The organism is Sphaerisporangium fuscum, from assembly GCF_018531465.1.
Classification (GTDB): Bacteria; Actinomycetota; Actinomycetes; order Streptosporangiales; family Streptosporangiaceae; genus Sphaerisporangium; species Sphaerisporangium fuscum.
This window is the reverse complement of sequence record NZ_JAHDTF010000010.1, coordinates 165,114-191,524: the sequence shown is the minus strand read 5'-3', so window position 1 is coordinate 191,524 and position 26,411 is coordinate 165,114. Positions and strand designations below refer to the sequence as shown.

General features: G+C 71.7%; 21 protein-coding genes. 9 read left to right on the top strand and 12 right to left on the bottom strand.

What is annotated here, in order from left to right; genetic code table 11:
* Positions 1–33 precede the first annotated feature (33 nt).
* The 6 genes from KIK05_RS13310 to prcB form a co-directional block, all read right to left on the bottom strand.
* A complete protein-coding gene (locus KIK05_RS13310; protein ID WP_214410972.1) occupies positions 34–1,050 on the bottom strand; it encodes an ABC transporter permease in 1,017 nt (338 codons plus the stop codon).
* A gap of 3 nt (positions 1,051–1,053) precedes the next feature.
* Entirely contained in the window at positions 1,054–2,673 is a 1,620-nt protein-coding gene (locus tag KIK05_RS13305; RefSeq protein ID WP_214410971.1) for an ABC transporter substrate-binding protein, read from the bottom strand.
* Positions 2,674–2,689: 16 nt separating this feature from the next.
* Positions 2,690–4,219: a hydantoinase/oxoprolinase N-terminal domain-containing protein gene (locus tag KIK05_RS13300; RefSeq protein WP_214410970.1), complete on the bottom strand. Its 1,530-nt coding sequence runs from the start codon at positions 4,217–4,219 to the stop codon at positions 2,690–2,692.
* Positions 4,216–5,316 carry an S-methyl thiohydantoin desulfurase family protein gene (locus tag KIK05_RS13295; protein ID WP_214410969.1) on the bottom strand — a complete coding sequence of 367 codons (1,101 nt, stop codon included), beginning with the start codon at positions 5,314–5,316 and terminating at the stop codon, positions 4,216–4,218. Before KIK05_RS13295 ends, KIK05_RS13300 begins: the two co-directional genes overlap by 4 nt.
* Before the next feature lie 622 nt (positions 5,317–5,938).
* Positions 5,939–6,724: a proteasome subunit alpha gene (gene prcA / locus KIK05_RS13290; protein ID WP_214410968.1), complete on the bottom strand. Its 786-nt coding sequence runs from the start codon at positions 6,722–6,724 to the stop codon at positions 5,939–5,941.
* A 39-nt stretch (positions 6,725–6,763) separates the two neighbouring features.
* On the bottom strand, positions 6,764–7,597 hold the full coding sequence (prcB, locus tag KIK05_RS13285; RefSeq protein WP_214410967.1) for a proteasome subunit beta: 834 nt from the start codon (positions 7,595–7,597) through the stop codon (positions 6,764–6,766).
* Positions 7,598–7,812: 215 nt separating this feature from the next.
* Between prcB and KIK05_RS13280 the strand changes: the two genes are divergently transcribed.
* The 6 genes from KIK05_RS13280 to KIK05_RS13255 all read left to right on the top strand — a co-directional run bounded on the left by KIK05_RS13280 (position 7,813) and on the right by KIK05_RS13255 (position 16,187).
* Positions 7,813–9,180: an extracellular solute-binding protein gene (locus KIK05_RS13280; protein ID WP_214410966.1), complete on the top strand. Its 1,368-nt coding sequence runs from the start codon at positions 7,813–7,815 to the stop codon at positions 9,178–9,180.
* Positions 9,181–9,329: 149 nt separating this feature from the next.
* Positions 9,330–10,214, top strand: coding sequence for a carbohydrate ABC transporter permease (locus KIK05_RS13275; protein ID WP_214410965.1), 885 nt, complete (start codon positions 9,330–9,332; stop codon positions 10,212–10,214).
* Positions 10,211–11,080, top strand: coding sequence for a carbohydrate ABC transporter permease (locus KIK05_RS13270; RefSeq protein ID WP_308249892.1), 870 nt, complete (start codon positions 10,211–10,213; stop codon positions 11,078–11,080). The genes KIK05_RS13275 and KIK05_RS13270 overlap by 4 nt, the downstream gene beginning before the upstream one ends.
* Positions 11,077–12,141, top strand: coding sequence for an ABC transporter ATP-binding protein (locus KIK05_RS13265; RefSeq protein WP_214410964.1), 1,065 nt, complete (start codon positions 11,077–11,079; stop codon positions 12,139–12,141). The genes KIK05_RS13270 and KIK05_RS13265 overlap by 4 nt, the downstream gene beginning before the upstream one ends.
* On the top strand, positions 12,138–13,373 hold the full coding sequence (locus KIK05_RS13260) for a CehA/McbA family metallohydrolase (protein WP_308249891.1): 1,236 nt from the start codon (positions 12,138–12,140) through the stop codon (positions 13,371–13,373). The genes KIK05_RS13265 and KIK05_RS13260 overlap by 4 nt, the downstream gene beginning before the upstream one ends.
* A gap of 66 nt (positions 13,374–13,439) precedes the next feature.
* Positions 13,440–16,187, top strand: a complete 2,748-nt coding sequence (locus tag KIK05_RS13255; RefSeq protein ID WP_284681302.1) for a glycoside hydrolase family 38 N-terminal domain-containing protein — start codon at positions 13,440–13,442, stop codon at positions 16,185–16,187.
* A gap of 162 nt (positions 16,188–16,349) precedes the next feature.
* On the opposite strand, the gene KIK05_RS13250 is transcribed toward KIK05_RS13255, so the two are convergent.
* Positions 16,350–16,559 carry a ubiquitin-like protein Pup gene (locus tag KIK05_RS13250; protein WP_189167324.1) on the bottom strand — a complete coding sequence of 70 codons (210 nt, stop codon included), beginning with the start codon at positions 16,557–16,559 and terminating at the stop codon, positions 16,350–16,352.
* 233 nt (positions 16,560–16,792) lie between these two features.
* Here KIK05_RS13250 and KIK05_RS13245 point away from each other — a divergent pair, with 233 nt between their 5' ends.
* Together KIK05_RS13245 and KIK05_RS13240 are read left to right on the top strand one after the other, a co-directional pair.
* The gene (locus KIK05_RS13245) at positions 16,793–17,197 is read left to right on the top strand and encodes a hypothetical protein (protein WP_214410963.1); all 405 of its coding nucleotides are present in this window, start codon (positions 16,793–16,795) and stop codon (positions 17,195–17,197) included.
* A gap of 121 nt (positions 17,198–17,318) precedes the next feature.
* Complete coding sequence (locus KIK05_RS13240) at positions 17,319–18,206, top strand: serine/threonine-protein kinase (RefSeq protein WP_250562706.1); 888 nt, start codon at positions 17,319–17,321, stop codon at positions 18,204–18,206.
* A 57-nt stretch (positions 18,207–18,263) separates the two neighbouring features.
* On the opposite strand, the gene dop is transcribed toward KIK05_RS13240, so the two are convergent.
* The 3 genes from dop to KIK05_RS13225 form a co-directional block, all read right to left on the bottom strand.
* Positions 18,264–19,781, bottom strand: coding sequence for a depupylase/deamidase Dop (gene dop / locus KIK05_RS13235; protein ID WP_372455587.1), 1,518 nt, complete (start codon positions 19,779–19,781; stop codon positions 18,264–18,266).
* A 181-nt stretch (positions 19,782–19,962) separates the two neighbouring features.
* A complete protein-coding gene (gene arc / locus KIK05_RS13230; protein ID WP_214410962.1) occupies positions 19,963–21,726 on the bottom strand; it encodes a proteasome ATPase in 1,764 nt (587 codons plus the stop codon).
* 222 nt (positions 21,727–21,948) lie between these two features.
* Positions 21,949–22,809 carry a tRNA (adenine-N1)-methyltransferase gene (locus KIK05_RS13225; RefSeq protein WP_214410961.1) on the bottom strand — a complete coding sequence of 287 codons (861 nt, stop codon included), beginning with the start codon at positions 22,807–22,809 and terminating at the stop codon, positions 21,949–21,951.
* Positions 22,810–22,927: 118 nt separating this feature from the next.
* On the opposite strand from KIK05_RS13225, the gene KIK05_RS13220 reads away from it, so the two are divergent.
* Positions 22,928–24,028 carry a GNAT family N-acetyltransferase gene (locus KIK05_RS13220; protein WP_214410960.1) on the top strand — a complete coding sequence of 367 codons (1,101 nt, stop codon included), beginning with the start codon at positions 22,928–22,930 and terminating at the stop codon, positions 24,026–24,028.
* 165 nt (positions 24,029–24,193) lie between these two features.
* Here KIK05_RS13220 and KIK05_RS13215 read toward each other — a convergent pair whose 3' ends face one another.
* Both KIK05_RS13215 and KIK05_RS13210 read right to left on the bottom strand, forming a co-directional pair.
* Positions 24,194–25,426, bottom strand: coding sequence for an aminotransferase class III-fold pyridoxal phosphate-dependent enzyme (locus KIK05_RS13215; protein WP_250562705.1), 1,233 nt, complete (start codon positions 25,424–25,426; stop codon positions 24,194–24,196).
* Between the two features lie 4 nt (positions 25,427–25,430).
* Positions 25,431–26,351 (bottom strand): carbohydrate kinase family protein, encoded by a 921-nt coding sequence (locus KIK05_RS13210; RefSeq protein ID WP_214410959.1) that lies wholly within the window; start codon positions 26,349–26,351, stop codon positions 25,431–25,433.
* Between the last annotated feature and the right edge of the window lie 60 nt (positions 26,352–26,411).

The following is a 26,411-nucleotide window of genomic DNA, read 5'->3' as shown; positions in this document are numbered from 1 at the left end:
GGCACTCGCCGTGGGTGCCGGACGGACGGCGGCTCATCTGGTCCTCGCTCTCGGGTCGACGACGCCCTGCAGCAGGTCGACGACCAGGTTGGCGACGACGTACAGCAGGGCCACCAGGAGGGTGACTCCGGCGATGGCCGGGGTGTCCAGGGACCTGATGGAGTCGGCGGCGTAGCGGCCGAGGCCAGGCCAGTTGAACACCGCCTCCACAAGGAAGCCGTTGACGACGGCGTAGGCGAACACCAGCGCGATCAGCGACAGCACCGGGTTGAGCGCGGGACGCAGGGCGAAGCGGGTCAGCACGGCCGTCTCGCCGAACCCCAGCGCCCGCGCCAGCCGGGTGTGGTCGTGGCCCGCCTCCTCGATGAGCGCCGCGCGGGTCATCTGGGCGATCAGCCCGGCCGGGTAGGCGGCGACGACGAGCGCGGGCAGCACCAGGTGGGACAGGGTGCTGGTGAGGATCGGCCAGTTGCCGGTGATCGCCGCGTCCACGGCGGTGATGTTGGTGTAGACGTGCAGCGGGCTGGTGGTGTCGAGGGAGTTGTCGTACTCCCCCGCCACCGGGAACCAGCCGAGGTTGCTGGCGAACACGGTCTGCATGGCGAGCGCGAGCCAGAACACCGGTACCGACACCGCCAGCATCGACGACACCCGCGCCGACAGGTCGGGCAGCCGGCCACGGTACCGGGCGGCCAGCCCGCCGAGCGGGACGCCCACCAGCACCGCGATGATCAGGGCCGCGCCCACCAGCTCGATCGAGGCGGGGAAGGCCGTGGCGAGGTCCCGGGCCACCGGCTGCCGGGTGTGCAGGCTGGTGCCCCAGTCGCCCGCGAACAGGTCGCGGGCGTAGTTCCACAGCTGGACCGGCGCCGGGTCGTCCAGGCCGAACCGCGCGCGGGCGGCGGCCAGCTCCGACGCGCCGGCCTTGGGCCCGGCGTAGGCCACGGCCGGGTCGCCGGGCACCAGCCGGGTCACCGCGAAGGTGAGCACGATCACTCCGGCCACGACCAGCGCGGCCTGGCCGAGACGGCGGGCGAGGTAGCCGACCACCCGTTACGCGCCCGGCTTCAGGTCGTAGACGAACACGACGTTGGGGTAGGCGGGGTTGTCGGTGTAGTCCTGCACGCCCTTGGCGAAGGCGCGCTGGTAGTTCTGGGTGAAGAGCACCGCCACGGCGGCCTGGTCATCGATGATCTTGGTCTGCAGGTCCGCGTAGGCCTTCTCGGCCGCCGCCCGGTCGGTGGCGGTCAGCGCCGGCAGCTTGTCGATCTCGGCGTCGACGCCGGCGTCCTTCAGGTACGACAGGTTGAACGACGGCTTGTCGGAGCTGCGGAAGACGTTGAGGAACCACGAGTAGGCGTCGGCGTAGTCCGGGTACCAGTACATGACGAAGATGTCCTGGCGCTTGGCCGGGTCGGGCGACTTGCCCTGGTCCCACTGGGTGTTCCACTGCAGCGGCTTGGCATCCAGCCTGACGTTCAGCTTGCTGAGGGCCGATCCGAGGAGGGTGGCGAACAGCTGCTGGTCGCCGTCGCCCTGGGCGTAGGTCATGGTGAGCGTGAGCTCCTTGCCACCCGGCCCGTACCCGGCCTCCTTCAGCAGCGCCTGCGCCCCGGAGAGGTCCTGCGCGGGCTCGCGCCCGGCGACGTGGCCGAGCAGGCCCTCGGGCACCAGGCCGCTCGCCTTGACACCGGAGCCCTTGATCGCCGCCACCAGGCCGTCGTAGTCGATCGCCTTCTGGACGGCCTTGCGCAGCCGCACGTCCTTCAACGGGCCGCTCGCGGTGTTGAACAGCGCGAGCAGGTTCTGGAAGGACGGCGTCTGGGAGGTCTGCGCGCCCTGGCTCTGGGCCTGGGCGAACAACTGCGGGTTCAGCCGCTGGACGAAGCTCACCTCGCCGCGCTGCAGCAACTGCCAGGCGGTGGTGGTCTCCGGGGTGACGCGGTACTCGATCCGCTTGTAGTGGGAGCCCGACCAGCCGCCCCAGTAGCCGTCGAAGGCCTTCAGGGTCAGCTCGGTCTCCCTGCCCTTCTGCCAGTTGTCGATGGTGTAGGGGCCGGATCCGGCGTCGTGCCCCTCGCCGAACCACTTCTTCAGGTCGCTCGCGGCGGTGGTGTCGTAGACGTAGGAGCCGTAGTCGGAGGAGGCGATCAGGTCGAGCGGGGCGGCGTACTTCAGGGTGAAGACCACGGTGGCGGGATTCTCGGCCTTGACCGACTCCACCGCGTCCCAGATGTAGGCGGCGCCGCCGCCCTCCTTCTTGGTGCGCTCGACCGACGCCTTGACGGCGGCGGCGTCCACCGGCTTCCCGGTGTGGAACTTCGCTCCCGAGCGGAGCGTGAACGTCCAGGTCCGGCCATCGGCGGAGGACTTCCAGGAGGTGGCCAGGCGGGGCTCGGCCTTCTTGGCCTGCGGGTCGTACCTGGTCAGCGACTCGTAGATGTTCTCCATGGCGATGATCTCGTTGGAGTACGAGCTCGCGGGGTCCCAGTCGGTGACGACGTCCAGGTTGGGCACGTACACGAAGGTCGCGTTCGGCGTCCCGGCGGTGGATCCGGTTCCGGCCTGCGGGGTGCCCTGGGCGCCCCGTACCTGGCCGCCTCCGCACGCCGCGGCGGCCAGGGCCAGCGAGCCCGCGGCCGCGACGGCGGGCAGGCCCTTGTGCCAGCGCATCATGAGGTCCTTTCTGTCAGGTCAGGGGTCCGGCGGCCTTGACGTGGACGCGCACGGCCGGCTCGGGGAGGTAGCTGAGCGGGACCTCGGTGAGCTCGACGATCTCGACCCGCCCGGCGTCGGCCCCCGCCGCGACGGCCCGCGCGGCGGCCTCCTCCTTGGCGCGCTCGACCGCTGCCGCCCGTCCCGCACCGGCGGGGGCGATCGTCTCGAAGCGCCCGCTGGCCAGCGCGATGGCCGCGCCGACGGCGTTGGCCACGGCCGCGTCCGCGGGGCGGATCACCTTGCTCACGCCCGGTACCGCGTCGGGCAGGATGAACGCGCCGCCGCCCACGGCGATCAGCGGCCGGTCGGCCTTGCCCAGGGCGATCCGGTCGACCGCGTCGACCACCATCTCGTCGGCCAGGCGCAGGGCTCGAGCGAGCCGCTCGCCGGCGGCGACGGGGTGGGTGCCCACCGTGCCCCGGCCGGCGGCCACGGCCGCGTCGGTCATGGTGGGGGTCGATCCGCCGAAGGCCAGGGCCTCCTGGGCGATGCGGTAGCCGACCGAGCGGGGGCCGAGACCCTCGCCGATGACGGTGCCGCCGCCGAGGGCGACCGACAGGATGTCGGGCATCCGGAAGTTGGTGGTGACCCCGCCGATCTTCACGGCGGCGGCCGACTCGCGCGGGAACCCGCCGGTCAGCACGCCGAGGTCGGTGGAGGTGCCGCCCACGTCGGCGACGATCGCGTCGCCGACCCCCGACAGGAAGGCGGCGCCGCGCAGCGAGTTGGCGGGCCCGGACCCGATCGTGAGCACCGGGTAGCGGGCGGCGTAGTCGACGGCCATCAGCGTGCCGTCGTTCTGGGCGAAGAACGTCTCCACCGTCAGGCCGCGCTCGTCCAGGGCCTGGCGCAGCGCTCCGGTGACGTCGGCGGCGACGCCGTACAGGGCCGCGTTGAGCACCGTGGCGTTCTCGCGTTCGAGCAGCCCGAGTGAGCCGATCTCGTGGCTGAGGCTGATCGCGACGTCCGTGCCGAGCTCGGCGCGGACGATCTCGGCGACCTGGCGCTCCTGGTCGGCGCTCGCCGGGCTGAACACGCCGGTGATCGCGACGGCCTCGACGGGACCGGCCTCGCGGGTGCGGCTCAAGAAGCGCCCGACCTCGCCGGCGTCGAGCGGGGCGATGGGGCGGCCGTCGACGTAGTGGCCGCCCCGGACGATCGCGGCGCCCGCGGCCACGGTCTCGCGCAGGTCGGCGGGCCAGTCCTCCAGGGGCGGGATGGAGGTGGTCGCGGGGGCGCCGAGGCGGACGATCGCGACCCTGCCGAGCGAGCGGCGCTCCAGGATGGCGTTGGTGGCGTGGGTGGTGCCGAGCATCACGCGCGTGACCTCGCCGGCGCGGTGGCCGAGCTCGTCCAGCACGGCGGCGAGGGCGGCGCGCAGGCCGCCGGTGACGTCCTGGCTGGTGGGCCGCTTGGCGCGCGCCACGATGCGGTCGGAGGAGTCCAGGACGACGGCGTCGGTGTTGGTGCCGCCGACGTCGATGCCGATCCGCAGGCTCATCGGGCCGCCTCCTCTCCGCCTCGGCGGCCTCGCGTGATCTCCTCGACGGGGACGTAGTCGAGGTCGTAGCCGAACGCCCGGGGGCCGGCCGTGCGCAGCCCCATGGGCGTGCGCCACAGCGGGTCGCAGGGCCAGGCCAGGACGCTGACGCGCTGGCCGTACCGCAGCGCCTCGGTCTGGACGGCGGTGGCGGCCTGGGTGTCGACGACGGTGATCAGGTCCGGGACCATGGCGAGCACCCGGCCGTCCTCCAGGGCCACCAGGTTCTCGTTCTGGATCTCGAGGGTGACCGTGCGGCCCTTGTCGTCGCCGACGCCCTCGACGGTGACGGTCCCGCGGACGAAGCCGCCCTCGGTGCGCCGGGCGACGTCGGTGACCTTGCCGCCGACCAGCCGCTCGGCGGCCAGGGTCTCGGTGAGGGCGGCGAGGGGGTCGGCGGCGTCCTCGGTGGCCCGGCCGACGGCGATGGCGCGGGTCACGGTGCGCTCGATGACCGCTCCCCTGGCCTCCCGGGCCGTCAGCACGTAGTCGGCCATCAGCGCGCTGGACCCGGCGGCGACGCAGACGGCGCGGGCGATCTGCTCGGCCCACAGGCCGTCGACGGGGCGGATGGTGACGACGTTGCCGGCGACGTCCGTCATGATCACGAGGTTGGCGGGGAGTCCGGCGACGTACATCGACACCATCTGGACCTCGGGGAAGGCCCGCCCCATGCCGTCAGCGTCCAGCAGCGGCACCCCGAGGCGCGCGGCCCAGGCGACGGGGGCGACGCCGTTCGCCCCGCCGATCTCCGACGACATCACCGCGGCGGGCGGACGGCCGAAGATCCGCTCGATCTCGTCGCGGACACGGTCCGGTTCGGCCTCGGCGTGGATCATCTCGTGGCTGACGGTGGGGGCTCCGATGCCGGAGAGCGGGACCACGAGGGCGTCGTCGTCGAGGTCCGCCAGGGTGACGAGAGGGACCTCGCCGTGCTCCCGGATGGCGCGGGCGGCCGCCAGCGCCCCTGACCGGACATCCCCGCCGCCCCCGGTGCCCAGCACCGCGCAGCCGCGCGCGAGCGGCGCGACGTCGTCCAGGGTTATGGCTGCCTGCATGGCGAGAGCATGATGCAATTAGGACATTCCTCTCAATGTCGCCACATAATAGGACATGGACATTTATTGTCACCAGACGACAACGAGAGCGCGCCCTTACCACCTCTAGACCATCAGACGACCCGCCCCTCGGGCAATACCCGCCCCCCTCCGCCAGAGCCCACCCGCACCCCTCGGCGAGGGCCCACCGGCACCCGCCGTACGACGGCGCCGAACCCCACCGCCCCACACCCCGCCGACGCGGCGCCGGGAGAGCGGCAGCATGCCCGACGAGCGGAAGGGGTCACCACAGCGAGGGGTGAGGGAGCCCGGGGCGAGAGCTGAGGAAGCCCGGAGCAAGAGGTGAAGGCGCCCGGAGCAAGAGGTAAGGGAGCCGGAGCGAGGTGAGGGCGCCCGGAGCGAGAGCCGGAGGCGAGAGGTAAGAGCGAGAGGTGAGGGAGCCCGGAGCGAGAGCTGAGGGCGAGAGGTGAGGGCGAGAGGTGAGGGCGAGAGGTGAGGGTGAGAGGTGAGGGTGAGAGGTGAGAGCCTTCGGAATCAGAGGTCAGGGCGGGCCGGGGGTGAAGTGCGGGGAAACAGAACGTCCCGGCGCCCGAGGTCGGGGCCGGGACGTTCGGTGGGTCGGTCAGGATTCGGAGCCGGTGTCGATGTCGCCCTCGGGGGCGGTGGCGGGGGTGTCGGCGCCGCCCTCCGCCGGGGGCTCCCCGGTCGGGGCGGGACGGCCGGACCCGCCCTCGGCGATCAGGCGCTCCAGGCGGGGGCCGGTCAGCCGCTGGAACTTGCGGTGGTAGCGGGTGCGGTCGAGCACCGCCACCTCGAGCTGGCTGACGGGCGGGCGCTCGCCCCCGGGCTCGGTCAGGGCCGCCAGGGCGGCGTCGAGCGCCTCGGGAAGGGCCATGCCCTCCCGGAAGCGGTCCTTCAGGCGGCCCGCCACGGCGTCGGCCACGCCGCCCATGGCCACGAAACCGTGCTCGTCGGCCACCGAGCCGTCGAAGGTGAGCCGGTAGATCTGGTCGTCCTCGGGGCCGTCGCCGACCTCCGCGACGACGATCTCGACCTCGTACGGCTTGCGCGACTCGGTGAAGACCATGCCGAGCGACTGGGCGTAAAGGTTGGCGAGCCCGCGGGCGGTGACGTCGCTGCGGTCGTAGGTGTAGCCGTTGATGTCGGCGTAGCGGATGCCGCCGAGGCGCAGCGCCTCGAACTCGTTGTACTTGCCGACCGCGGCGAAGCCGATGCGGTCGTAGATCTCGCTGATCTTGTGCAGCGCCCGCGAGGCGTTCGGGGCGACGAACAGAATGCCGTTCTCGTACTGCAGCACCACGACGCTGCGGCCGCGCGCGATGCCCTTCCGCGCGAAATCGGCCTTGTCCCGCATCTCCTGTTCGGGGGACACATATCCAAAGGGCATGGACACCGGTGGTGATCCTCTCGTGGCCGTGGGTGATGACTAGCGCAACGGTGCGGTGGGCCCGTCGGGGTCGCGCATGCGGACGTCGAGCACCCGCTGGACGTACCCCTCGACCTCCTCGTCCGTCAGGCGGCGGAAGCCCTCGTCGGTGATCATCGCGATCAGCGGCCAGATCTTCCTGGTGACGTCGGGGCCACCCGTGGCCGAGTCGTCGTCCGCGGCGTCGTACAGCGCGTTGATGGTGGCCAGCACGGTCTCCTCGGCCGACGCGCCCTCGCGGTAGAGCTTCTTCAGCGCCCCGCGCGCGAACAGCGAGCCCGAGCCGATCGCCGCGAAGTTCTTCTGCTCGTACGGCCCGCCGCCGACGTCGTAGGAGAAGATGCGGCCGCCCTCGCGCTCCTCGTCGTAGGCGGCGAACATCGGCACGACCACCATGCCCTGCAGCGCCATCGGGAGGTTCCCCCGGATCATGGTGGCCAGGCGGTTGGCCTTGCCCTGGACCGACAGGGTGCGCCCCTCACGCTTCTCGTAGTGCTCGAGCTCTACCTGGTAGAGCCGGGCGAGCTCGATGCCCGTGCTCGCCGCGCCCGCGATGCCCATGCACGAGTACTCGTCGGTGCGGAAGACCTTCTCCATGTCCTTCTGGGAGATGAGGTTCCCCGAGGTGGCCCTGCGGTCGCCCGCCATCACCACGCCGCCGGCGAAGGTCGCGGCGACGATCGTGGTCGCGTGCGGGATCAAATCGCCGGCAGGGGCCGCCGACTCGAATCTGCTCGGCAGAAGCCCCGGAGCGTAGGACGCGACGAACTCGGTGAACGATGTCGACCCCGTGTCCAGGAAAAGGTCGTTCGTCCAGCCCCTCTGTGCTGCCACGCGGCTCCCTCCCAAGTGCCTTACAACTCCTACGCCGACCCTACTCGTGGTGCCGTGGTGGATGCACTTCCCACGATCAGCTCAGCGCGAACCGCTTTCGTCCATCTCGTCTCATCTTCCCCAAAAATAATCTTTACGGCGAAGAGCGCCCGTGCGATTGTCGAGTTGTCGTGACATGCAAACAGGTCAGCCTCCGTCCCCCAGGGAGGTCCCCCGTGAGACTCGCACGAATGATCGCCGTCCTGGCCGGCGCCGCGTTGCCGCTGGCCGCCTGCGGTTCCGGAGCATCCTCCGGCGGCGACACCACTCTGACGATCACCGCCAACGCCATCTCCGGCGGCAAGAACGCCGCGACGGCCGACTGGACCAAGAACTGGCTGATCCCGAAGTTCGAGGAGGCCCAGAAGGCCAAGGGCAAGACGGTCCACGTCCTGTTCCAGCCCAACGGCGTCGACGACGAGAAGTACAAGACCAAGGTCGCGCTGGACCTGAAGTCGAGGACCGGCGCCGACGTGATCGACCTGGACGGCATCTGGGTCGGCGAGTTCGCCCAGGCCGGGTACATCAAACCGCTGGCCGCCACCGCGGGCCCCGAGGCCGAGCAGTGGGACGGCTGGGGTCAGATCCCCCAGGCCGTGCAGGGCCTCGGCATCTTCGACGGCAAGAAGTACGGGGTGCCGCAGGGCACCGACGGCCGGGTGCTGTTCCTCAACAAGACGCTGTTCGCCAAGGCGGGGCTGCCCGCCGACTGGCAGCCGAAGAGCTGGCAGGAGATCATCGACGCCGGGAACGCCCTGAAGAAGGCCGGGGTCCAGGTCCCGATCCAGATCGACGCGGGCACCGCGATGGGCGAGGCGACGTCCATGCAGGGCGCGCTGCCGCTGCTGGCCGGCGCCGGCACGGAGATCTACTCCGGCGGCAAGTGGACGGGGGCCTCGCAGGGGCTCAAGGACGTCCTCGGCTTTTACCGGCAGATCTACACCACCGGCCTCGGCGACCCCCGCCTGCAGCAGGAGGCCAAGGGCCGCGACAAGTCGTTCGAGGAGTTCGCCGAGGGCAAGGTCGGCATCCTGGCGGAGGGCGACTACTTCTGGCGGGCCGTGGTCGAGCCCAAGCTCGGCGTGGCGCCCATGCCGGACCGCGACAAGGCCGTCGGGTACGCCCTGATCCCGGCCGAGCGGCCGGGCGCCGGGGTGCGCGGCCAGGACTACGTCAGCATGTCGGGCGGCGCGGTGCGGGTGCTGAACCCCTACTCCAAGAACCCCAAGCTCGCCTGGGAGCTGCTGTCGTTCATGCACTCGGCCGAGGCCACCAAGCAGGGCCTGGCCGGGGAGGCGCGGATCACCTCGCGCACCGACGTCAACGAGGAGGTGCTGAAGGACGACCCGATGCTGAGCTTCGTCTCGGAGAAGGTGCTGCCCATCACCTCCTACCGCCCGCCGCTCGCGGTCTATCCGCAGGTCTCGGTCGCCCTCCAGGAGGCCACGGCCGCCGTCGTGGCCGGCAGGACCGTCGACGAGGCCGCCGCCGCGTACCAGCAGAAGATCCAGTCCCTGGTCGGCCCCGCCAATGTCGCCCAGTGAGGGCGCGCGTGATGGCGCGCCGGCGATCTGACTGAGGAGGGAGCAAGTGCGAGGAACGAGCGCTTGTGAGCGACGATGGAAGATCGCCGGCTCAAGGGGCGCCATCACGCAGGCGAGCGGAGCGAGCCGATTGAGCACCGGCGAGCGCCATGAGCACTGACGCGGCCGGGCTCGGGAAGGGCAGGGCGGCCGGGTTCGTGATGCCGGCGCTGGTGCTGATCGGGATGTTCCTGGTCTTCCCGGCGCTCTGGACGATCTATCTGGGCCTCACCGACTTCAGCCTCACCGGCCTGGCCGCGGCCGACCCGCACGTCGTCGGCGGCGCCAACTACGCCGAGGCGCTCGGGGACGGGCGCTTACACACCTCGCTGTGGCTGACCACGGAGTTCGTGCTCGGCTCGGCGGTGATCGGGCAGGCGGGGCTGGGCTTCGCGGTCGCCTGGGCGCTGCGCAACCGCACCGGACCGGTGAAGCGGCTGGTGGAGGGGCTGGTGCTGCTGGCCTGGATCCTGCCGTCGTCGGTGGTGGCGTTCCTGTGGATCGCCCTGCTCGACCGGGACGAGGGCACGCTGAACGCCCTGCTGCACACCCCCGGGTTCGCCTGGCTGCTGGACTACCCGATGGTCTCGATCATCGTGTTCAACATCTGGCGCGGCACGGCGTTCTCGATGATGCTGTACGGCGCCGCGCTGGAGAACGTGCCGCCGTCGCATCTGGAGACCGCCCGGCTCGCCGGGGCGTCGGCGTTCCAGCAGCTGCGGGACGTGGTGTTCCCGAGGATCAGGGGGCACATACTGACGAACCTGCTGCTGATCAGCCTGTGGACGTTCAACGACATCACCACCTTCCAGATCACCGCCGGCGGGCCGGAGGGCCGGTCGGAGATCCTGCCGATCTACATCTACAACGTGGCGATCAGCGGCGGCCGGCTGGGCTTCGGCGCCGCCGTGTCGTTCCTGGTCCTGCTCATCAACCTGGTCCTCGCGCTGGTGTACCTGCGCCTGCTCCGCGGCCGGAGAGGGGTGGCGGCGTGACCGCGGTGACGGGGCGGACGACGGCCGGGCGGGAGGAGGCGGCGGCGCGCGTCCGGCACACGATGGCGGTGATCGGCCGGGCGACCTTCCTGGCGGTCGTGGCGGCGTTCTTCGCGCTGCCGCTGCTGTGGCTGGCCACCGCTCCGTTCGACGCCCACCCGAAGATCACCACCTCGGTCCCCGAGTTCACGCTGCGCAACTTCCGGGCGCTGCTGGACAACCCGTACGCGCTGAGCTCGCTCGGCAACTCGGTGGTGCAGTCCGCCGCCAGCGCGGCCCTGGTCGTCGTCCTGGCGGCGCTGGCGGCCTACGCGCTGTCGCGGGTGCGCGTCCCGGGCAGGGACGCGCTGCTGTACGTGCTCCTGCTGCTGTCGTCGGTGGTGACCGGCACCGCCGCGATGGTGCCGATCTTCGAGCTGGCGACCCGGCTCGACCTGGTCGACACCCACCTCGGCGTGGTGCTGGCGCTGTCGGGGGGCCTGCTGCCGGCGGCGATCTTCATCCTGAAGGACTTCATGGACGGCACCCCGACGTCGTACGAGGAGTCGGCCCGGGTGTTCGGCGCGAGCCCCCTGCGGATCCTGTGGGACATCGTGGTGCCGCTGGTCCGGCCGGGCCTGGCGACGATCGCCGTCTGGGCCGTCGCCTCGGTCTGGGGCAGCTTCCTGACGCCGTTCATCCTGCTGCGGGACCCGGAGAAGGCTCCCGGCGCGGTGATCCTCTACACCCTCTACACCGAGGGCGGCTCGCCGCGTCTGGACCTGATCTCGACGTTCTCGCTGCTCTACTCCCTCCCGGTCGTCCTGATGTACGTCTTCGTGAGCCGCAAGTACGGGTTCCGCTTCCACGGAGGGATCAAACGGTGATCTCGCTGCACGGCCTGACCAAGGAGTTCCCCGGTGGCGTCCGGGCGCTGGACGCCCTCGACCTGGAGATCGCCGACGGCGAGTTCTTCGCGCTGCTCGGGCCGTCGGGGTGCGGCAAGACGACGCTGCTGCGCACGATCGCCGGCCTGGAGACCCCCACCTCCGGCAGGGTGACGATCGGATCGGCCGAGGTGACCGGCCTGCCGCCGGGCAGGCGCGACGTCGCCATGGTGTTCCAGGACTACGCCCTGTTCCCCCACATGGACGTCACCGCCAACATCGCCTACCCCCTGAAGATCAAGAAGGTGCCGCGGCCGGAGCGCGAGGCGAAGGCCGGCGAGACCGCCTCCCGGCTGAGCCTGTCGGAGCTGCTGACCCGGCGGCCGGGCCAGCTGTCGGGCGGCCAGCAGCAGCGGGTGGCCCTCGCCCGGGCGATCGCCTGCCACCCGTCGGCGTTCCTGTTCGACGAGCCGCTGTCGAACCTGGACGCCCGGATGCGCCTGGAGGCGCGCACGTTCCTCAAGCGACTGCAGCGCGAGCTCGCGGTCACCACGGTCTTCGTCACCCACGACCAGGGCGAGGCCCTGGCGATGGCCGACCGGATCGCCGTCATGTCGGCCGGGAGGATCATGCAGGTGGGCACGCCGCGCGAGGTGTTCCAGCGCCCCGCCGACACCTTCGTCGCCTCGTTCATCGGCTCCACGCCGATGAACCTGCTGCCGGGGGTCGTCAAGGACGGCACGCTGCGCGTCGCCGGGGCCGTCCTCCCCCTCCCGCCGGGCCTGGCCGACGGCGAGGAGATCGTGTACGGGCTACGGCCGGAGTACATGGACCTGACCGCCACGCCCCGGGAGGACGGCTTCGCCGGGCACGTCTCGGTGGTGGAGAACCTGGGCACTTCCTACCTCGTGACGCTAGAAGTGCGATCGGAGTCCGGCGACCTGCTGGTGCAGGCCGTCGTGCCCGAGGACGCCGAGCCCGCGACGGGCGCGGCGGCCTGCGCCGTGCCGCGCCATCCGCGCGCCCTGGTCTACCGCGAGGGGAAGCTGGTGACGACGTGAGCGACCTGAGGCAGATCAGGCTGACCGGGCGGGCGACGCTGGACGACCGCCTCATCAGGCAGGTCTGGGCCGTGCCCTTCGAGCCGCCGCCGGGCACGCGGGCGTTCACGGTCGAGCTGTCCTACGACCGGTCGCGCGGGGTGCTGGACCTCGGCTGCGAGGGGCCGGGCGGCTTCCGCGGCTGGTCGGGCGGCGCCCGGTCGCGGTACACGATCGCGCCCTCGTGGGCCACTCCCGGCTACCTGCCGGGCGAGCCCGAGGCGGGCACCTGGCACGTCCTGCTCGGCCTGTACCGGGTCCCCCTCGACGGGCTGCCGTACGAGATCGCCGTCACCCCGCACGACACGCCGCCGCCCCCGCCGGGCCCCGGCCCCCCTCCCCCGCCCGCCGAGGTCGTCCCCGCCGCCCTGCGGCGCGGCCTGCCCGCCCTGGACGGCCTGCGGTGGCAGTCCGGTGAGCTGCACGCCCACACCGTGCACTCCGACGGGACCCTGACCGTGCCGGAGCTGGCGGCGCTGGCCCGCGCGCAGGGGCTCGACTTCCTGGCCGTCACCGACCACAACACCGTCAGCCACCACGCCGAACTGCCCGGCGCCGCCGCCCGTGCCGGGATCACCCTGGTCCCCGGCCAGGAGGTCACCACCGACCTCGGGCACGCCAACGCCTTCGGTGACATCGGCTGGATCGACTTCAGGGAGCCCGCGGACGCCTGGGCGCCGGTCGCGGGCGGGCGCGGGGGGCTGCTGTCGCTCAACCATCCTCTGGGGGCCGACTGCGCCTGGCGGCATCCGCTCACCGAGCGTGTGCGCACCGCGGAGGTGTGGCATTCGGGCTGGTGGGACCGCACGTGGGGGGCGCCGCTGTCGTGGGCGCAGGCCTGGCGGGACGACCTGGTGTACCTCGGCGGCGGCGACTTCCACCGGCCGGAGGAGAACCACCCGCCCGGCGCGCCCGCCACCTGGGTGCTCGCCGAGCCGCCCGAGCGAGGGGCGGGCGGGGAGGCGGTGGTGGAGGCGATCCGGGCCGGGCGCACGGCGGTCTCGGCCGGCCCCGACGGGCCGCTGCTGCTGCGCCACGGTGAGGAGTTCGTGGTGCTCGACGCCGACGGCCTGGTGCTGTGGGGGCCCGAGCACCGTTCGGTGATCCGGGGCGACCGCGTGCGGCTGCCGGCGCGCCCCGGCCCGCACCGCCTGGAGACCACGCGCAACGAGGTCATGGCCCTGTGCACGTGAGCATGTGCCGGTCCGCGTGCCCGGTGGACCCGCCGCCGTACGTCACCACCACCAGGAGGCACCGCGTTGAGTGAGATCGTCGTCGTCCCGCACACCCACTGGGACCGCGAGTGGTACCTGCCGTTCCAGCGCTTCCGCATGGGCTTGGTGCGGATGCTCGACGAGGTGCTCGACACCATGGCCGCCCACCCGGCCTACCGGTTCACCATGGACGGCCAGCTCGCCGCGGTCGAGGACTACCTGGAGATCCGCCCCGAGCGCCGCGCCGACCTCGCCCGGTTCGTCGCCGAGGGGCGTTTCGCGGCCGGGCCGTGGGCGATCCTCGCCGACGAGTTCCTCTGCTCCGGGGAGACGCTCATCCGCAACCTGGAGCACGGCCTGCGGGGGGCCCGGGAGCTGGGCGGCGCGATGGAGGTGGGGTACCTGCCCGACCAGTTCGGGCACTGCGCCCAGATGCCGCAGATCCTGGCCCTCGCCGGGCTGCCGGTGGCCTGCCTGTGGCGCGGGGTGCCGATGTCCGTCGAGAGTGACGCGTTCGCCTGGAAGGGCGCCGACGGCACCGTGATCCGCACCCAGTACCTGCCGGGCGGGTACGGCAACGCGGTGGCGCTGTTCACCGGGCCACCGGAAGGGCTGCCCGACCGGCTGGCGGCGTTCACCGCCACCATGCGGCCGTGGCGGCGGGAGGGGCCGCTGCTGGCCATGTACGGCGCCGACCACTCGGCGCCCTCGGGGGACATCACCGCGGCGGGGCTGCGCCTGGCCACCCTCGGCGAGTACCTGGCGGGCGCCACCGCGCCCGACGGCCTGCCCGTGGTGGAGGGCGAGCTGCGCTCCCACGCCCGGGCCAACATCCTGCCGGGGGTCATCTCGGCCCGGATCCCGCTGAAGCAGGCGATGGGCCGCGCCGAGCGCGTGGTGACCCGCTACGCCGAGCCTCTGACCGCCCTCTGGCTCGGTGGCCCCGCCGGCCGCCCGGCGGGCGAGCGGAGCGCGGCCGGGCGGCTGATCGAGCTGGCCTGGCGGGGCCTGGTCGCCTGCAGCGGCCACGACTCGATCACCGGGTGCGGCGCGGACGAGACCGCGCAGCAGGTCGCCGCGCGGATCGCCGAGGCCGAGCAGATCGGCCAGGCGGTGGTCGACCTGGTGAGCTCCTCCCTCGCGCGGACCGCGCGGCGCGACCAGCTCGTCGTCGTCAACCCCTCGCCGTTCCCCCGGACCGCGCTGGTGCTGGCCGACCTGCCGGAGCGGCGCTCGGGGCTGGCCGCCCTCGACGGCTCCCCCATGCCCGTGCAGCGGCTGGAGCGGGCGCCGACGCTCCTGGACGAGTCGTCCATGGACGACCTGACGCAGCTCCTCGGGCGGGTCCACGAGCGGGAGCTGTTCGGCCACGAGATCGTCTCCTGGACGGCCGAGGAGGACGTCTTCACCGTCGTGGTGAGCCGCCACGCCTCCACGGCGTACCGCCACGCCGACCTGAAGGCGGACGTCGACCGGGCGGCGGCCGCACGGCCCGGCCCCTGGCGGGTGCGGACGGTCGCCGAGCCGGTGGTCACGGTCGCGGCCCGCGTGGAGGTCCCCGCGCTCGGCCGCACGACCCTGACCTCGGTGCCGGCTCCCGCCCCCACGGCCGCGGCGGAGCCGGAGGGCGACGGGGTGCTGGACAACGGGCTGCTCAGGGTGTCGGTGGCGGCCGACGGGACGCTGTCGCTGCTCACCGCCTCCGGGCTGCGCGCCGACGGGGTCGGGCGGATCGTGGACGGGGGCGACGCCGGCGACACCTACAACCACGCGCCCCCCGCGGCCGACCGCCTCGTCGAGACCCCCGCCTGGGTCAAGGTCGCGCGGGTCTGCTCGGGGCCGCTGGTCTCGGTGCTGGAGGTGGCCCGGGGGTACCGCTGGCCGACGCGGGCGGCGGGTGAGGGCCGCGCCGGGGAGGACGCCGAGGTGACGGTGACCACGCGCGTGGAGCTGCGGGCCGGGGAGCCGTTCGTGCGCCTGGAGACGTCCTTCGACAACGCCTGCCGGGACCATCGGGTGCGCTGGCACGCCCGCCTGCCCCGGCCGGCCCGGGAGTCGTTCGCTGGCGGGCAGTACGCCGTCGTGCGGCGCGGGCTGGGCGCCGAGGGCGGGTGCGGTGAGGTGCCGCTGCCCACGTTCCCCGCGTCGGGCTTCGCCGCGGCCGGTGGCCTGGCCGTGCTGCTGGACCACGTGGCCGAGTACGAGGTCGTGCGCGGGCCGGGCGACGGAGGAGGGGCGGAGGAGGAGGGCGGTGAGCTGGCCGTGACGCTGCTGCGCGCGGTGGGTCACCTGTCGCGCAACCGGAACGCCTACCGGGACGAGCCGGCGGGGCCGCAGATCGCCACGCCGCAGGCGCAGTGCCCCGGGCCGGTGAGAACGCGGTTCGCCGTGCACCTCCACGAGGGCGGGTGGGACGAGGCCGGGCTGGTGCGCCTGGCCGAGGAGTACCACCACGATCTCCTCGCGGTCCCCGGCTCGGCCGCCACCGTCGAGGGCGGCGGGCGTCCGTCACCCGGCGCCACGGGGCCGGAGGCCGCCGGCGAGCACGGGGCGCGGCTGGAGGTGGCCGGCGACGGGGTGGTCCTCGGCGCGCTGCGCGAAAGGGACGGGTGGCTGGAGGTGCGCCTGGTCGCGATGCGCCCCTCACCGGCCGAGGCCGTCGTGCGCGGCCCGTTCACCACCGCGCGTACGGCCGACACCCTCGGCCGCCCGCTCGCCTCCCTGGAGGTCGCGGACGGCGCCGTACGGCTCCCGATGCGCGCCTTCGAGATAGCGACACTCCACCTCAGGTGAGCTCATAGTGCCGAGGGCCGCGGAGGTGATGATCCTCAGCGGCCCTCGGCGGTGGAAAGGGCGGCCGGCCCCGGTGTCCCGGTGGGGGACGCGGGCCGCCGCTCGCCCTGCCCCTGGGCGGCCCCGGGGCCGAGCGCGGAGCGGGACGGTGGCCTGTTCCCCTTACTGACCACCCTTTTGCACGTAGCTGCGGACGAACTCCTCGGCGTTCTCCTCGAGGACCTCGTCGATCTCGTCGAGGATCGCGTCGACGTCGTCAGTGAGCTTCTCCTGACGCTCCTGGACGTCCGGAGACGCCTGCGCCTCGGTCTCCTCGACCTCGGTCTCCTGCCGGCCGGTCTGCTTCTGGCCGCCGGTGTCCTTCGTCGCCATGTGGTACCTCCGCTTGGGGGACGCATCTGATTCATATCTTCCCCGAACCGGCCGACAATTCGCGCGGATCGTCCCGTGATCTACGCGAGACCTGCCGAGGCGGGGGCGTCCCGTCAGACAGCCTCCCCGCAAGCGCGCCTGCCAAATCAGGGTAATTAGTCCGATTTCTCTCACCTGGACAGTGCTACTATCCAATTATTGGATAGAACTACTACCCAACCTTGGAAGGTCCGATGTCCCCCGCCTCGCTCGGCACCGCCGGAGTGCTTCTCATCACAGTCCCCACGATCGCCTTCGGTGGCGCGTCCCTGCTGTCCTTCATCGGGCGCCGCACCCCGGGATACCTCGACAACCCCACCCGGCGCGGGCTGTGGCGGGCCGGGCACGCGCACGCCGGCGTCCTGGTGATCTTCGCGCTGGTCGTGATGCTCTACGTCGACCAGGCACACCTCTCAGACGGCCTCAAGGGCGTCGTACGGACGCTGGTGGTGGCCGCGCCGATCCTCATGCCCCTCGGGTTCTTCCTGTCGGTCCTGAGGCCCTCAGACACGCGGCCGAACAAGCTCATCTGGCTGGCCGGCCTCGGCGGCCTCTGCCTGGCGGCGGGCACCCTCACCCTGGGGGTCGGACTCGTGTAGGCCGATCGTCCCCTCCGCGGTATGGCATTCTGTGGGAGATCCGCCCATAGGCATCCCGCTCCGGACGTAAGGATGGAGCGGCTGTGGGGGCAGGGCACGATGCCAACCGTGAACGGGTGAAATGAGAGCCGACCACGCACAGATGCTGCTCGGGGACAGGTACCGGCTGATCTCGCCGCTCGGCCAGGGCGGCATGGGCATCGTCTGGCGGGCCCACGACAACCGGCTCGCCCGCGACGTCGCCATCAAGGAGCTGCGGCCGACCCGCCACGACGACGAGATCGACGTCCAGACGGCCAGACGCCACGCGCTGCGCGAGGCCCGCTCGGCCGCCAGGCTGAGCCATCCGGCCATCGTGACCGTGCACGACCTCCTGGAGGAGGACGGGCGCCTGTGGATCGTCATGGAGCTCGTGGAGGCCCTCACCCTGCAGGCGACGGCCTGGCACCTCGGGCGCCTGCCCGTCCACTGGACCGCGTGGATCGGCTTCCACCTCCTCAGCGGACTGCGGCACGCCCACGCCGCCGGAGTCCTGCACCGCGACATCAAGCCCGGCAACGTGCTGCTCACGGGCGAGCGGGTCGTGCTCAGCGACTTCGGGATCGCGGTGCTCCAGGGCGAGCCCATCACCCACACCAACAGCGCGCCCGTCGTCGGGTCCCCCGGCTACATCGCGCCCGAGCGGCTGCGCGGCTACCCGGCCACCCAGGCGGCCGACATGTGGTCGTTCGGCGCCACGCTGTACTTCTCGGTGGAGGGCAGGCCGCCGACGATCGGGGGCGGCGACATCCTGGCGGCCAGCCCGCCGGAGATCTCCCGGCCGCCCAAGAGGGCGGGCGCGCTGCGCGTGCTGCTCGAAGGCCTGCTCCAGCCCGACCCCGTCGACCGGCTGACCAGCGACCAGGCCGCGATGCTGTTGTCGGAGATCCTCCGCAAGGAGGGCATCGCGGTGCCCCCGATGCGGCTCATGGGCAGCGGGCTCTTCCCGCCGGGCGCCTTCACGAAGTAGGGCGGCCGGCCGTCCGGAGGCCCCGGCGGGACCGCTCGGTCCCCCGGGGCCGGGCGGTCAGCGCTCGCCGGTGAGGGCGTTGACGAGGTCGGCGGCGGTGCGGCAGCGGTCGAGCAGCTCGCCCACGTGGGCCTTGGTGCCGCGCAGCGGCTCCAGGGTCGGCACCCGCTGCAGCGACTCGCGCCCGGGGATGTCGAAGATGACCGAGTCCCACGAGGCCGCCGCCACCGACTCGCTGTACTGGCGCAGGCAGCGGCCCCGGAAGTAGGCCCGGGTGTCGTTCGGCGGCAGCTCGATGGCCCGCTGGACGTCCTCCTCGGTCACCAGGCGCTGCATGCGGTCGCGCGCCACCAGGCGGTTGTACAGGCCGCGGTCGGGACGGATGTCGGAGTACTGCAGGTCGACGAGCTGGAGCCGCGGGTGGGACCAGGGCAGGCCGTCGCGGGTGCGGTAGCCCTCCAGGAGTTCGAGCTTGGCGACCCAGTCGAGCTCCCTGGACAGCTGCATGGGGTCCTCGGCGAGGCGGGTGAGCACCGACTCCCATCGGGCCAGGACGTCCTTGGTCATGTCGTCGACGGCCGCCCCGAAGCGGTCCTCGACGTACTTGCGGGCCTGCTCGAGGTACTCCATCTGCAACTGCACGGCCGTCATCTTGCGCCCGTCGCGCAGGGTGACCTCGTGCCGGCAGGTCGGGTCGTGGGAGACGGCCCGCAGCGCCGCCACAGGGCTCTCGACCGACAGATCGCCGGTGAGGAAGCCGTCCTCGATCATCGCCAGGACCAGCGCCGTGGACCCGAGCTTCAGGTAGGTGGAGATCTCGGACATGTTGGCGTCGCCGATGATCACGTGCAGGCGGCGGTACTTCTCGGGGTCGGCGTGCGGCTCGTCGCGGGTGTTGATGATCGGCCGCTTCAGCGTGGTCTCCAGGCCGACCTCGACCTCGAAGAAGTCGGCGCGCTGGCTGATCTGGAACCCCTCGCCCCGGGAGTCCTGCCCGATGCCGACCCGGCCGGCGCCGCAGACCACCTGGCGCGAGACGAAGAACGGCGTCAGGTGCCGGACGATGTCGGCGAACGGGGTGGCCCGCCGCATGAGGTAGTTCTCGTGGCAGCCGTAGGAGGCGCCCTTGTTGTCGGTGTTGTTCTTGTAGAGCTGGATGGGGGCGTTGCCCGGCATGGCCGACGCGCGGACCGCCGCGTCGTGCATCACCCGCTCGCCCGCCTTGTCCCAGATGACGGCGGCACGGGGATTCGTGCACTCGGGCGTGGAGTATTCGGGATGGGCGTGGTCGACGTAGAGCCGCGCGCCGTTGGTGAGGATCACGTTGGCGAGCCCGAGATCCTCGTCGGTGAGCTGCGTCGGGTCGGCGATCTCACGGGCGAGGTCGAAGCCGCGGGCGTCGCGCAGCGGATTCTCCTCCTCGAAGTCCCACCTGGCGCGGCGCGCCCGGGCGGCCGAGGCCGCCAGGTAGGCGTTGACGACCTGTGAGGAGGTCACCATCGCGTTCGCGCCCGGCTGCCCGGGTACGGAGATGCCGTACTCGGTCTCGATGCCCATCACCCGCCGTACCGTCACGCTCTCAGCCCTTCATCTGTGCTCTGCCGCACCCGGACCCCCGACGTCGTGTCATCCTTTACCACGAGCCTAGACCGTCGGACGGGCGCCACGACCGTCCGGTCCGCTGCCCGCCGGCCCCTGGTGGAAACAGCGACGGCGCGGCCCCGGGAGGAACCACGCCGTCGCATGCCGGTGTCAATCAGAGGTACTGGCCGGTGTTGGCGACCGTGTCGATGGAACGCCCGGCCTCCGTGCCCTGCTTCCCGGACACCAGGGTGCGGATGTACACGATCCGCTCGCCCTTCTTGCCGGAGATGCGGGCCCAGTCGTCGGGGTTGGTGGTGTTGGGCAGGTCTTCGTTCTCGCTGAACTCGTCGACGCACGCGGCGAGCAGGTGCGCGATGCGAAGGCCCTTCTGCCCGGTCTCGAGGAACGCCTTGATCGCCATCTTCTTGCCCCGGTCCACGATGTTCTGGATCATGGCGCCGGAGTTGAAGTCCTTGAAGTAGAGGACTTCCTTGTCGCCGTTGGCGTAGGTGACCTCGAGGAAGCGGTTCTCCTCACTCTCGGTGTACATGCGCTCGACCACCCGCTGGATCATGCCGGCGACGGTGGCCTCACGGGAGCCGCCGTGCTCGGCGAGGTCGTCGCCATGGAGCGGGAGCTCGGCGGTGATGTACTTCGAGAAGATGTCCTTGGCGGCCTCGGCGTCCGGCCGCTCGATCTTGATCTTGACGTCCAGGCGGCCGGGCCGCAGGATCGCCGGGTCGATCATGTCCTCGCGGTTGGAGGCGCCGATGACGATGACGTTCTCCAGGCCCTCCACACCGTCGATCTCCGACAGCAGCTGGGGGACGATGGTGTTCTCGACGTCGGAGGAGACGCCGGAACCGCGGGTGCGGAAGATCGAGTCCATCTCGTCGAAGAACACGATCACGGGGGTGCCCTCGGAGGCCTTCTCGCGCGCCCGCTGGAAGACCAGGCGGATGTGCCGCTCGGTCTCGCCGACGTACTTGTTCAGCAGCTCCGGGCCCTTGATGTTGAGGAAGAAGCTCTTGCCGGACTGGCCGGTCTTCTCCGCGACCTGCTTGGCCAGGGAGTTGGCCACGGCCTTGGCGATGAGCGTCTTGCCGCAACCGGGCGGGCCGTACAGCAGCACGCCCTTGGGCGGGCGCAGCCGGTGCTCGCGGAACAGGTCGGCGTGCAGGTAGGGCAGCTCGATGGCGTCCCTGATCTGCTCGATCTGCCGCGACAGACCGCCGATCTCCTCGTAGGAGATGTCAGGGACCTCCTCGAGGACGAGCTCCTCGACCTCGGACTTCGGAATGCGTTCGTACACATAGCCGGAGCGCGGCTCGAGCAGCAGGGAGTCGCCCGCCCTGATGGGCTGGTCGAGCAGCGACTCGGCGAGGCGGACCACGCGCTCCTCGTCGGCGTGGGAGATGACCAGGGCGCGCTGGCCGTCCTCGAGGAGCTCCTTCAGCATCACGATCTCGCCCACGGTCTCGTAACCGAGGGCCTCCACCACGTTGAGCGCCTCGTTGAGCATGACCTCCTGGCCGCGCTTCAGCGAGTCGATCTCGACGGCGGGGCTGACGTTCACGCGGAGCTTGCGCCCACCGGTGAACACCTCGACCGTGCCGTCCTCACGGGCCTCGAGGAACACACCGAACCCCGAGGGGGGCTGGGCGAGCCTGTCGACCTCCTCCTTCAGCGCGACGATCTGGTCGCGTGCCTCCTTGAGCGTGGCCACGAGGCGTTCGTTCTGGCCGGTGACCGCGGCCAGATTGGCCTGCAATTCGTGGAGACGCTCCTCCAGGACCCTGGCCTGCCGGGGAGACTCGGCCAGTTTCCGGCGCAACGCGGTGATCTCCTCCTGGAGGAAGGAGACCTGAGTTGTGAGGTCCGCGACCTCTCGTTCGCGCTGGGCGGCTCGAGCCTCAGCGTCATCGCGAGCTGCCACAGTCACCTCCTTCCCAGTCGAGGGCGACTACTCAAGACCCTACCTATCTCGGGGGCATCCGTAACCTGGCCGGGGAGTGTTCGTGTCATTACATCCAGTGTTCAGCGTTTAATGCCTTATAGGCTTCTCATTGCTAGTAAGCAGCTACCCAGGTCGATCTGTTCCCATAACACAGGTCGAAACATGATTGTTTACCGAAACGCCACACCCGGCCTTGGGAGCTCATGTGCCTGACTCCTCCCCATACGCGCCCTTCGCGGGTCGCCGGCGCCTGGGCGGGGGCGTGACGCCGTCCGCCATGCGACGGGCCGTGACGAGGAAGCCCGTGTGCCCGACCATCCGGTGACCGGGGCGGACCGCGAGCCCTTCGACATGCCAGTCGCGGACCAAGGTTTCCCACGAATGCGGCTCGGTGAAACTTCCGTGATCGCGCAACGTCTCCACCGTACGGGACAATTGGGTCGTTGTCGCTACATAGCAGCAGATAACACCGCCGGGAGTGAGAGCCTTGGCCGCCGCGTCCACGCACTCCCAGGGGGCCAGCATGTCGAGGACGACGCGGTCGACGTCGGTCTCGTCGAGGGAGGCCACCAGGTCGCCCACCACCAGGCGCCACTGCTCCATCGGGCCGCCGTAGAACTTCTCGACGTTCTTGCGCGCCACCTCGGCGAAGTCCTCGCGGCGCTCGTAGGAGGTGACCCGGCCGCTCTCCCCCACCGCGCGCAGCAGGAAGCACGTGAGCGCGCCGGAGCCCACGCCCGCCTCCACGACCCGCGCCCCGGGGAAGATGTCGGCCATCGCCACGATCTGGGCGGCGTCCTTGGGGTAGACGACCGCCGCGCCGCGCGGCATCGAGACCGCGTAGTCCTGAAGGAGGTGGCGGAAGGCCAGGTAGGACGTGCCGCCCGAGGACCGCACCACCGAGCCCTCGGGCAGACCGATCAGGTCGTCGTGGGGGATCGACCCCTTGTGCGTATGGAAGACACCGCCCTCGCGGAGCGTCACGGTGTGACGCTTGTCCTTGGGGTCGGTGAGCTGAACCTGATCACCGGGCTGGAACGGCCCGTGCCTGCGAAAACCCATGCGCGCAAGGCTATCTCGGCGCGGGGGGCACCGATGGCGCGCGACAGGACCCGTGGGGAGCCTGGGGCGGATGCGAAAACGGTTCGCCACGAGCGTCCCTTGCTGATAGCAGTAGGACATGTTCCCCCGTGCCGAGATCCCCGCGGGCCCGATAGTACTTCGGGAGCCCCAGAAATCCGACGCCGAGGCCATCACTCGCGCCTGCTCCGACCCCGAGATCGTCCGGTACATCCCCAACATCCCGGTGCCGTACACCCTCGACGACGCGCTGACGTTCATCGGAGAGATCGCCCCCTCCGAATGGGACAGGGGCGGAGCCTCCTACGTCATCGCCGACGCCGCCACCGGTGACTGGCTGGGCAACATCGGACTCAAGCCGCTCGATGTGCGCGGCGTGGGAGAGATCGGCTATCTGCTCGCCCCGTGGGCGCGCGGCCGCGGGGTCGCCTCCAGGGCGGCGCGGGCGCTGACCGAGTGGGCGTTCTCGCAGGGCGTGCCCCGCGTGGAGCTGGTGGCCGCGGTGGAGAACGTCGCGAGCCAGCGGGTGGCGATGGCCGCCGGCTTCCAGCGCGAGGGCGTCCAGCGGGGCGTCGACCCGCACAGGGACGGCGGGCGCGGCGACGTCGTGGGCTTCGCGCGGCTGGCCTCCGACTCCGGCGAGCCCCAGCGTCCCTACCTGCCCGACCTCCCGGGCGGGGAGCTGACCGACGGCGTGGTGCGCCTGTCACCGATCACCCCCGCCGACGCCGAGGCGTTCCTGGAGATCTCCAACGAGCCGGACGTCGTGCGGTACAGGGTGCCGCAGGAGCCCTTCACCCGTGAGGCCGCCCTGGAGCGCTGCCGGCTCACCGGCATGCGGTGGCTGGCCGGGGAAAGCGTGGCACTGGGCGTCAGGGACGCGGCGACCGGCGAGTTCGCGGGCGACATCCAGCTGTTCAACATCTCACCGCTGCTGGGCCAGGGCATGATCGGCTATGGCCTCGGCAGCCGGTTCCGGGGCCGGGGGTTCATGACGCGGGCGGTGAACCTCCTGGCGGAGTGGGTGTTCACCGCCACGCCCCTGCACCGCCTGATCGCGGGCACCGACCCGGCGAACACGGCCTCCCACCGGGTCCTGGAGCGGGCGGGGTTCACCCAGGAGGCGTTTATGAAAGCCCTGCTCCCGGGCCCGGACGGCACGCGCCACGACGACATCCAGTGGGTCCGCATGCGCGGCTGACGGTTTTCCCGGTCTCCCCTGCCGGACAATAGGGGTGGCAATTCGGCGCCCCTCGTGAAATGGCCTCCACGGCGGCGCGAGGGGCGCGGATCTCCTCGCGCCGAATTCCCAGCGGACATTTCCGGTGCGGATATTCCGGGCGGCGAACCCGTCGCCGCGCCGCTTTCAGTCGGCCCCGAATCGGGCGCGGAGCCTGCCGAAAGCCGCGTCGGTGCCCTGCAGGGCCCGGTCGATGTCGGCGTCGGTGTGCGCGGCCGACAGGAACCAGTTGTGCCACGGGTGAAGGTACACCCCCTCCTCCAGGCACGCGCCCGACCAATACATCGCCTTCTCCAGCGTCGCGTCGCCCTCGAAGGACAGCCAGGGGATCTGCACCGGCCCGGTCTGGTTGATCACGAAGCCGTGGGAGGCGGCCTGCGCCGCCAGGCCCTCGCGCAGCCGGGTGCCCGCGCGCTTCATCAGCGCGATCCCGTCGATGTCGCGCAGCGTCTCGATCGTCGCCTTGGCGGCCGCCATCGCCACGGCCGAGAACCAGAACGACCCGGTGGAGTACAGCGTCTGCGCGGGGCCGCGCAGGGCGTCGGCGCCGGTGACCGCGGCGATCGCGTACCCGTTGGCCATGGCCTTGCTCCAGGCGGTCAGGTCCGGCCGCACGCCGAGGGGCTCCCAGGAGCCGCGCAGGTCCAGCCGGAAGCCCGCTCGCACGTCGTCGATGACCAGCGCGGCACCCAGACGGTCGGCCAGGGCGCGCAGGCCCCGGGCGAAGGCCGGGTCCACCAGTTCCTGGTCCTCGAAGGAGTCGTGCTTGAACGGCGTGACGATGATCGCGGCGACGTCGCCATCGGCCCGCGCCGCCGCGGCCTCGGCGCTGGCCAGGTCGTTGTAGGTGTACTCGATCAGGTCCGCGCGCTCGTTGGGGGTCGTCCCGGCGGTGCTCGGGGTGCACCAGGGGTCGGCGCCGTGGTAGGCGCCGTGGGCGACCAGCACCTTGGTCCGGCCGGTGGCGGCCCGGGCGACCATGAGGGCCTGGGTGGTGGCGTCGGTGCCGTTCTTGGAGAACATCACCCAGTCGGCGGAGGGGATGGTGTCGACCATCAGCTCCGCCAGCTCCACCATGACCGCGCCCGGCCCGTTGAGGCAGTCGCCGGCGGCCTGCTGGACGGCCGCCGCCTCCTCCACGCGGGGATGCCGGTGGCCGAGGATGATCGGCCCCCAGCTGCACATGAGGTCGACGTACTCGCGCCCGTCGGCGTCCCACTGGCGGCAGCCCTCCCCGCGAAGGAAGAACTGCGGATAGCCGGGGGCGAAGATCGCGGCGTTGAGGTGGCCGTACATGCCCCCCGGGACGACCTTGGCGGCCCTCTCGCGCAGGTTCACGTCGGACAGGTGCTCTGACATGCGCTCAGTTCCCTTCGGCGATGGTCTGCAAGGTGAGGCCGTCCAGCCCGGCGTCGGAGCCGAGGCCGCCGGCCACGCGGGCGGCGACGGCGGTGCCGAGCCGGGCCGCCGCCTCGACGTCCCGGCCGTCGAGGAGACCGGCGATGAAGCCGGCGCAGTAGGCGTCGCCGCAGCCGGTGGTGTCCACCACGGGCACCTCCAGGGCGGGCACGCGGACGGTCCCGGCGGCGGTGGCCACCAGGCTGCCCTCGGCGCCGAGGGTGACGATCACGCCGGTGGGTCCCTCGGCGAGGAGCGCGGCCGCGGCCTTCTCGACGTCCGCGGCCTGTGTGATCATCAGGGCCTGCTCCTCGTTCGGCAGGAAGTAGTCGACGTGGGGCAGGAACGTCCGCGCTCCGGTCACGAGGTCGGGCATGTTGGACAGGAGGTCCATCGTGATCAGCGTCCCGCCCTGCCGGGCGGCGCGGAGCAGCTCGAAGAACGCCGGGTCGTGCAGGCCCCAGGTGACGTCCATGCCGCCGAGGTGGACCAGCCGCGCCCCGGTGACCAGGGCGGGGTCGAGGTCGGCGGGCGAGAACCCGAGGTTGGCGCCCGGGACGTGGAACGACGGACGGCCGCCGTCGGGGCGGATGGGCAGGATCGACGCGGCCGTCCGCTCGCCCGGCTTGCGGGTGATCCCGGCGACGTCCACCCCATGGCGCTTCATGATCAGGACGAGGAAGTCGCCCAGCTCGTCGTCACCGACGGCTCCGGCCGAGGCCACCGGGACGCCCAGCTTGGCGAGGTCGACGGCGGTGCCGGCGGCGGCTCCGGCGGCGGTGATCCGGATCTCCTCCAGCAGGTGGGTGTCCTGCCCCTCGGGGATGGACTCCACGGGTCGTGCGAGCACATCGACGATGTGCACCCCGAGCGTGACGACGGTCATGGGTGGGATCCTTCTCGAATCGGTAGATTGCCGGATAATAGACGGGCGTCCGAATAAAAT

Coding starts and splice junctions, on each gene's coding strand:
- KIK05_RS13305 (WP_214410971.1), bottom strand. CDS start 2,673: ATGCGCTGGCACAAGGGCCTGCCCGCCGTCGCGGCCGCGGGCTCGCTG.
- KIK05_RS13300 (WP_214410970.1), bottom strand. CDS start 4,219: ATGAGCCTGCGGATCGGCATCGACGTCGGCGGCACCAACACCGACGCC.
- KIK05_RS13295 (WP_214410969.1), bottom strand. CDS start 5,316: ATGCAGGCAGCCATAACCCTGGACGACGTCGCGCCGCTCGCGCGCGGC.
- prcA (WP_214410968.1), bottom strand. CDS start 6,724: ATGCCCTTTGGATATGTGTCCCCCGAACAGGAGATGCGGGACAAGGCC.
- KIK05_RS13275 (WP_214410965.1), top strand. CDS start 9,330: ATGAGCACTGACGCGGCCGGGCTCGGGAAGGGCAGGGCGGCCGGGTTC.
- KIK05_RS13250 (WP_189167324.1), bottom strand. CDS start 16,559: ATGGCGACGAAGGACACCGGCGGCCAGAAGCAGACCGGCCGGCAGGAG.
- KIK05_RS13245 (WP_214410963.1), top strand. CDS start 16,793: ATGTCCCCCGCCTCGCTCGGCACCGCCGGAGTGCTTCTCATCACAGTC.
- KIK05_RS13240 (WP_250562706.1), top strand. CDS start 17,319: ATGAGAGCCGACCACGCACAGATGCTGCTCGGGGACAGGTACCGGCTG.
- KIK05_RS13225 (WP_214410961.1), bottom strand. CDS start 22,809: ATGGGTTTTCGCAGGCACGGGCCGTTCCAGCCCGGTGATCAGGTTCAG.
- KIK05_RS13220 (WP_214410960.1), top strand. CDS start 22,928: ATGTTCCCCCGTGCCGAGATCCCCGCGGGCCCGATAGTACTTCGGGAG.
- KIK05_RS13215 (WP_250562705.1), bottom strand. CDS start 25,426: ATGTCAGAGCACCTGTCCGACGTGAACCTGCGCGAGAGGGCCGCCAAG.
- KIK05_RS13210 (WP_214410959.1), bottom strand. CDS start 26,351: ATGACCGTCGTCACGCTCGGGGTGCACATCGTCGATGTGCTCGCACGA.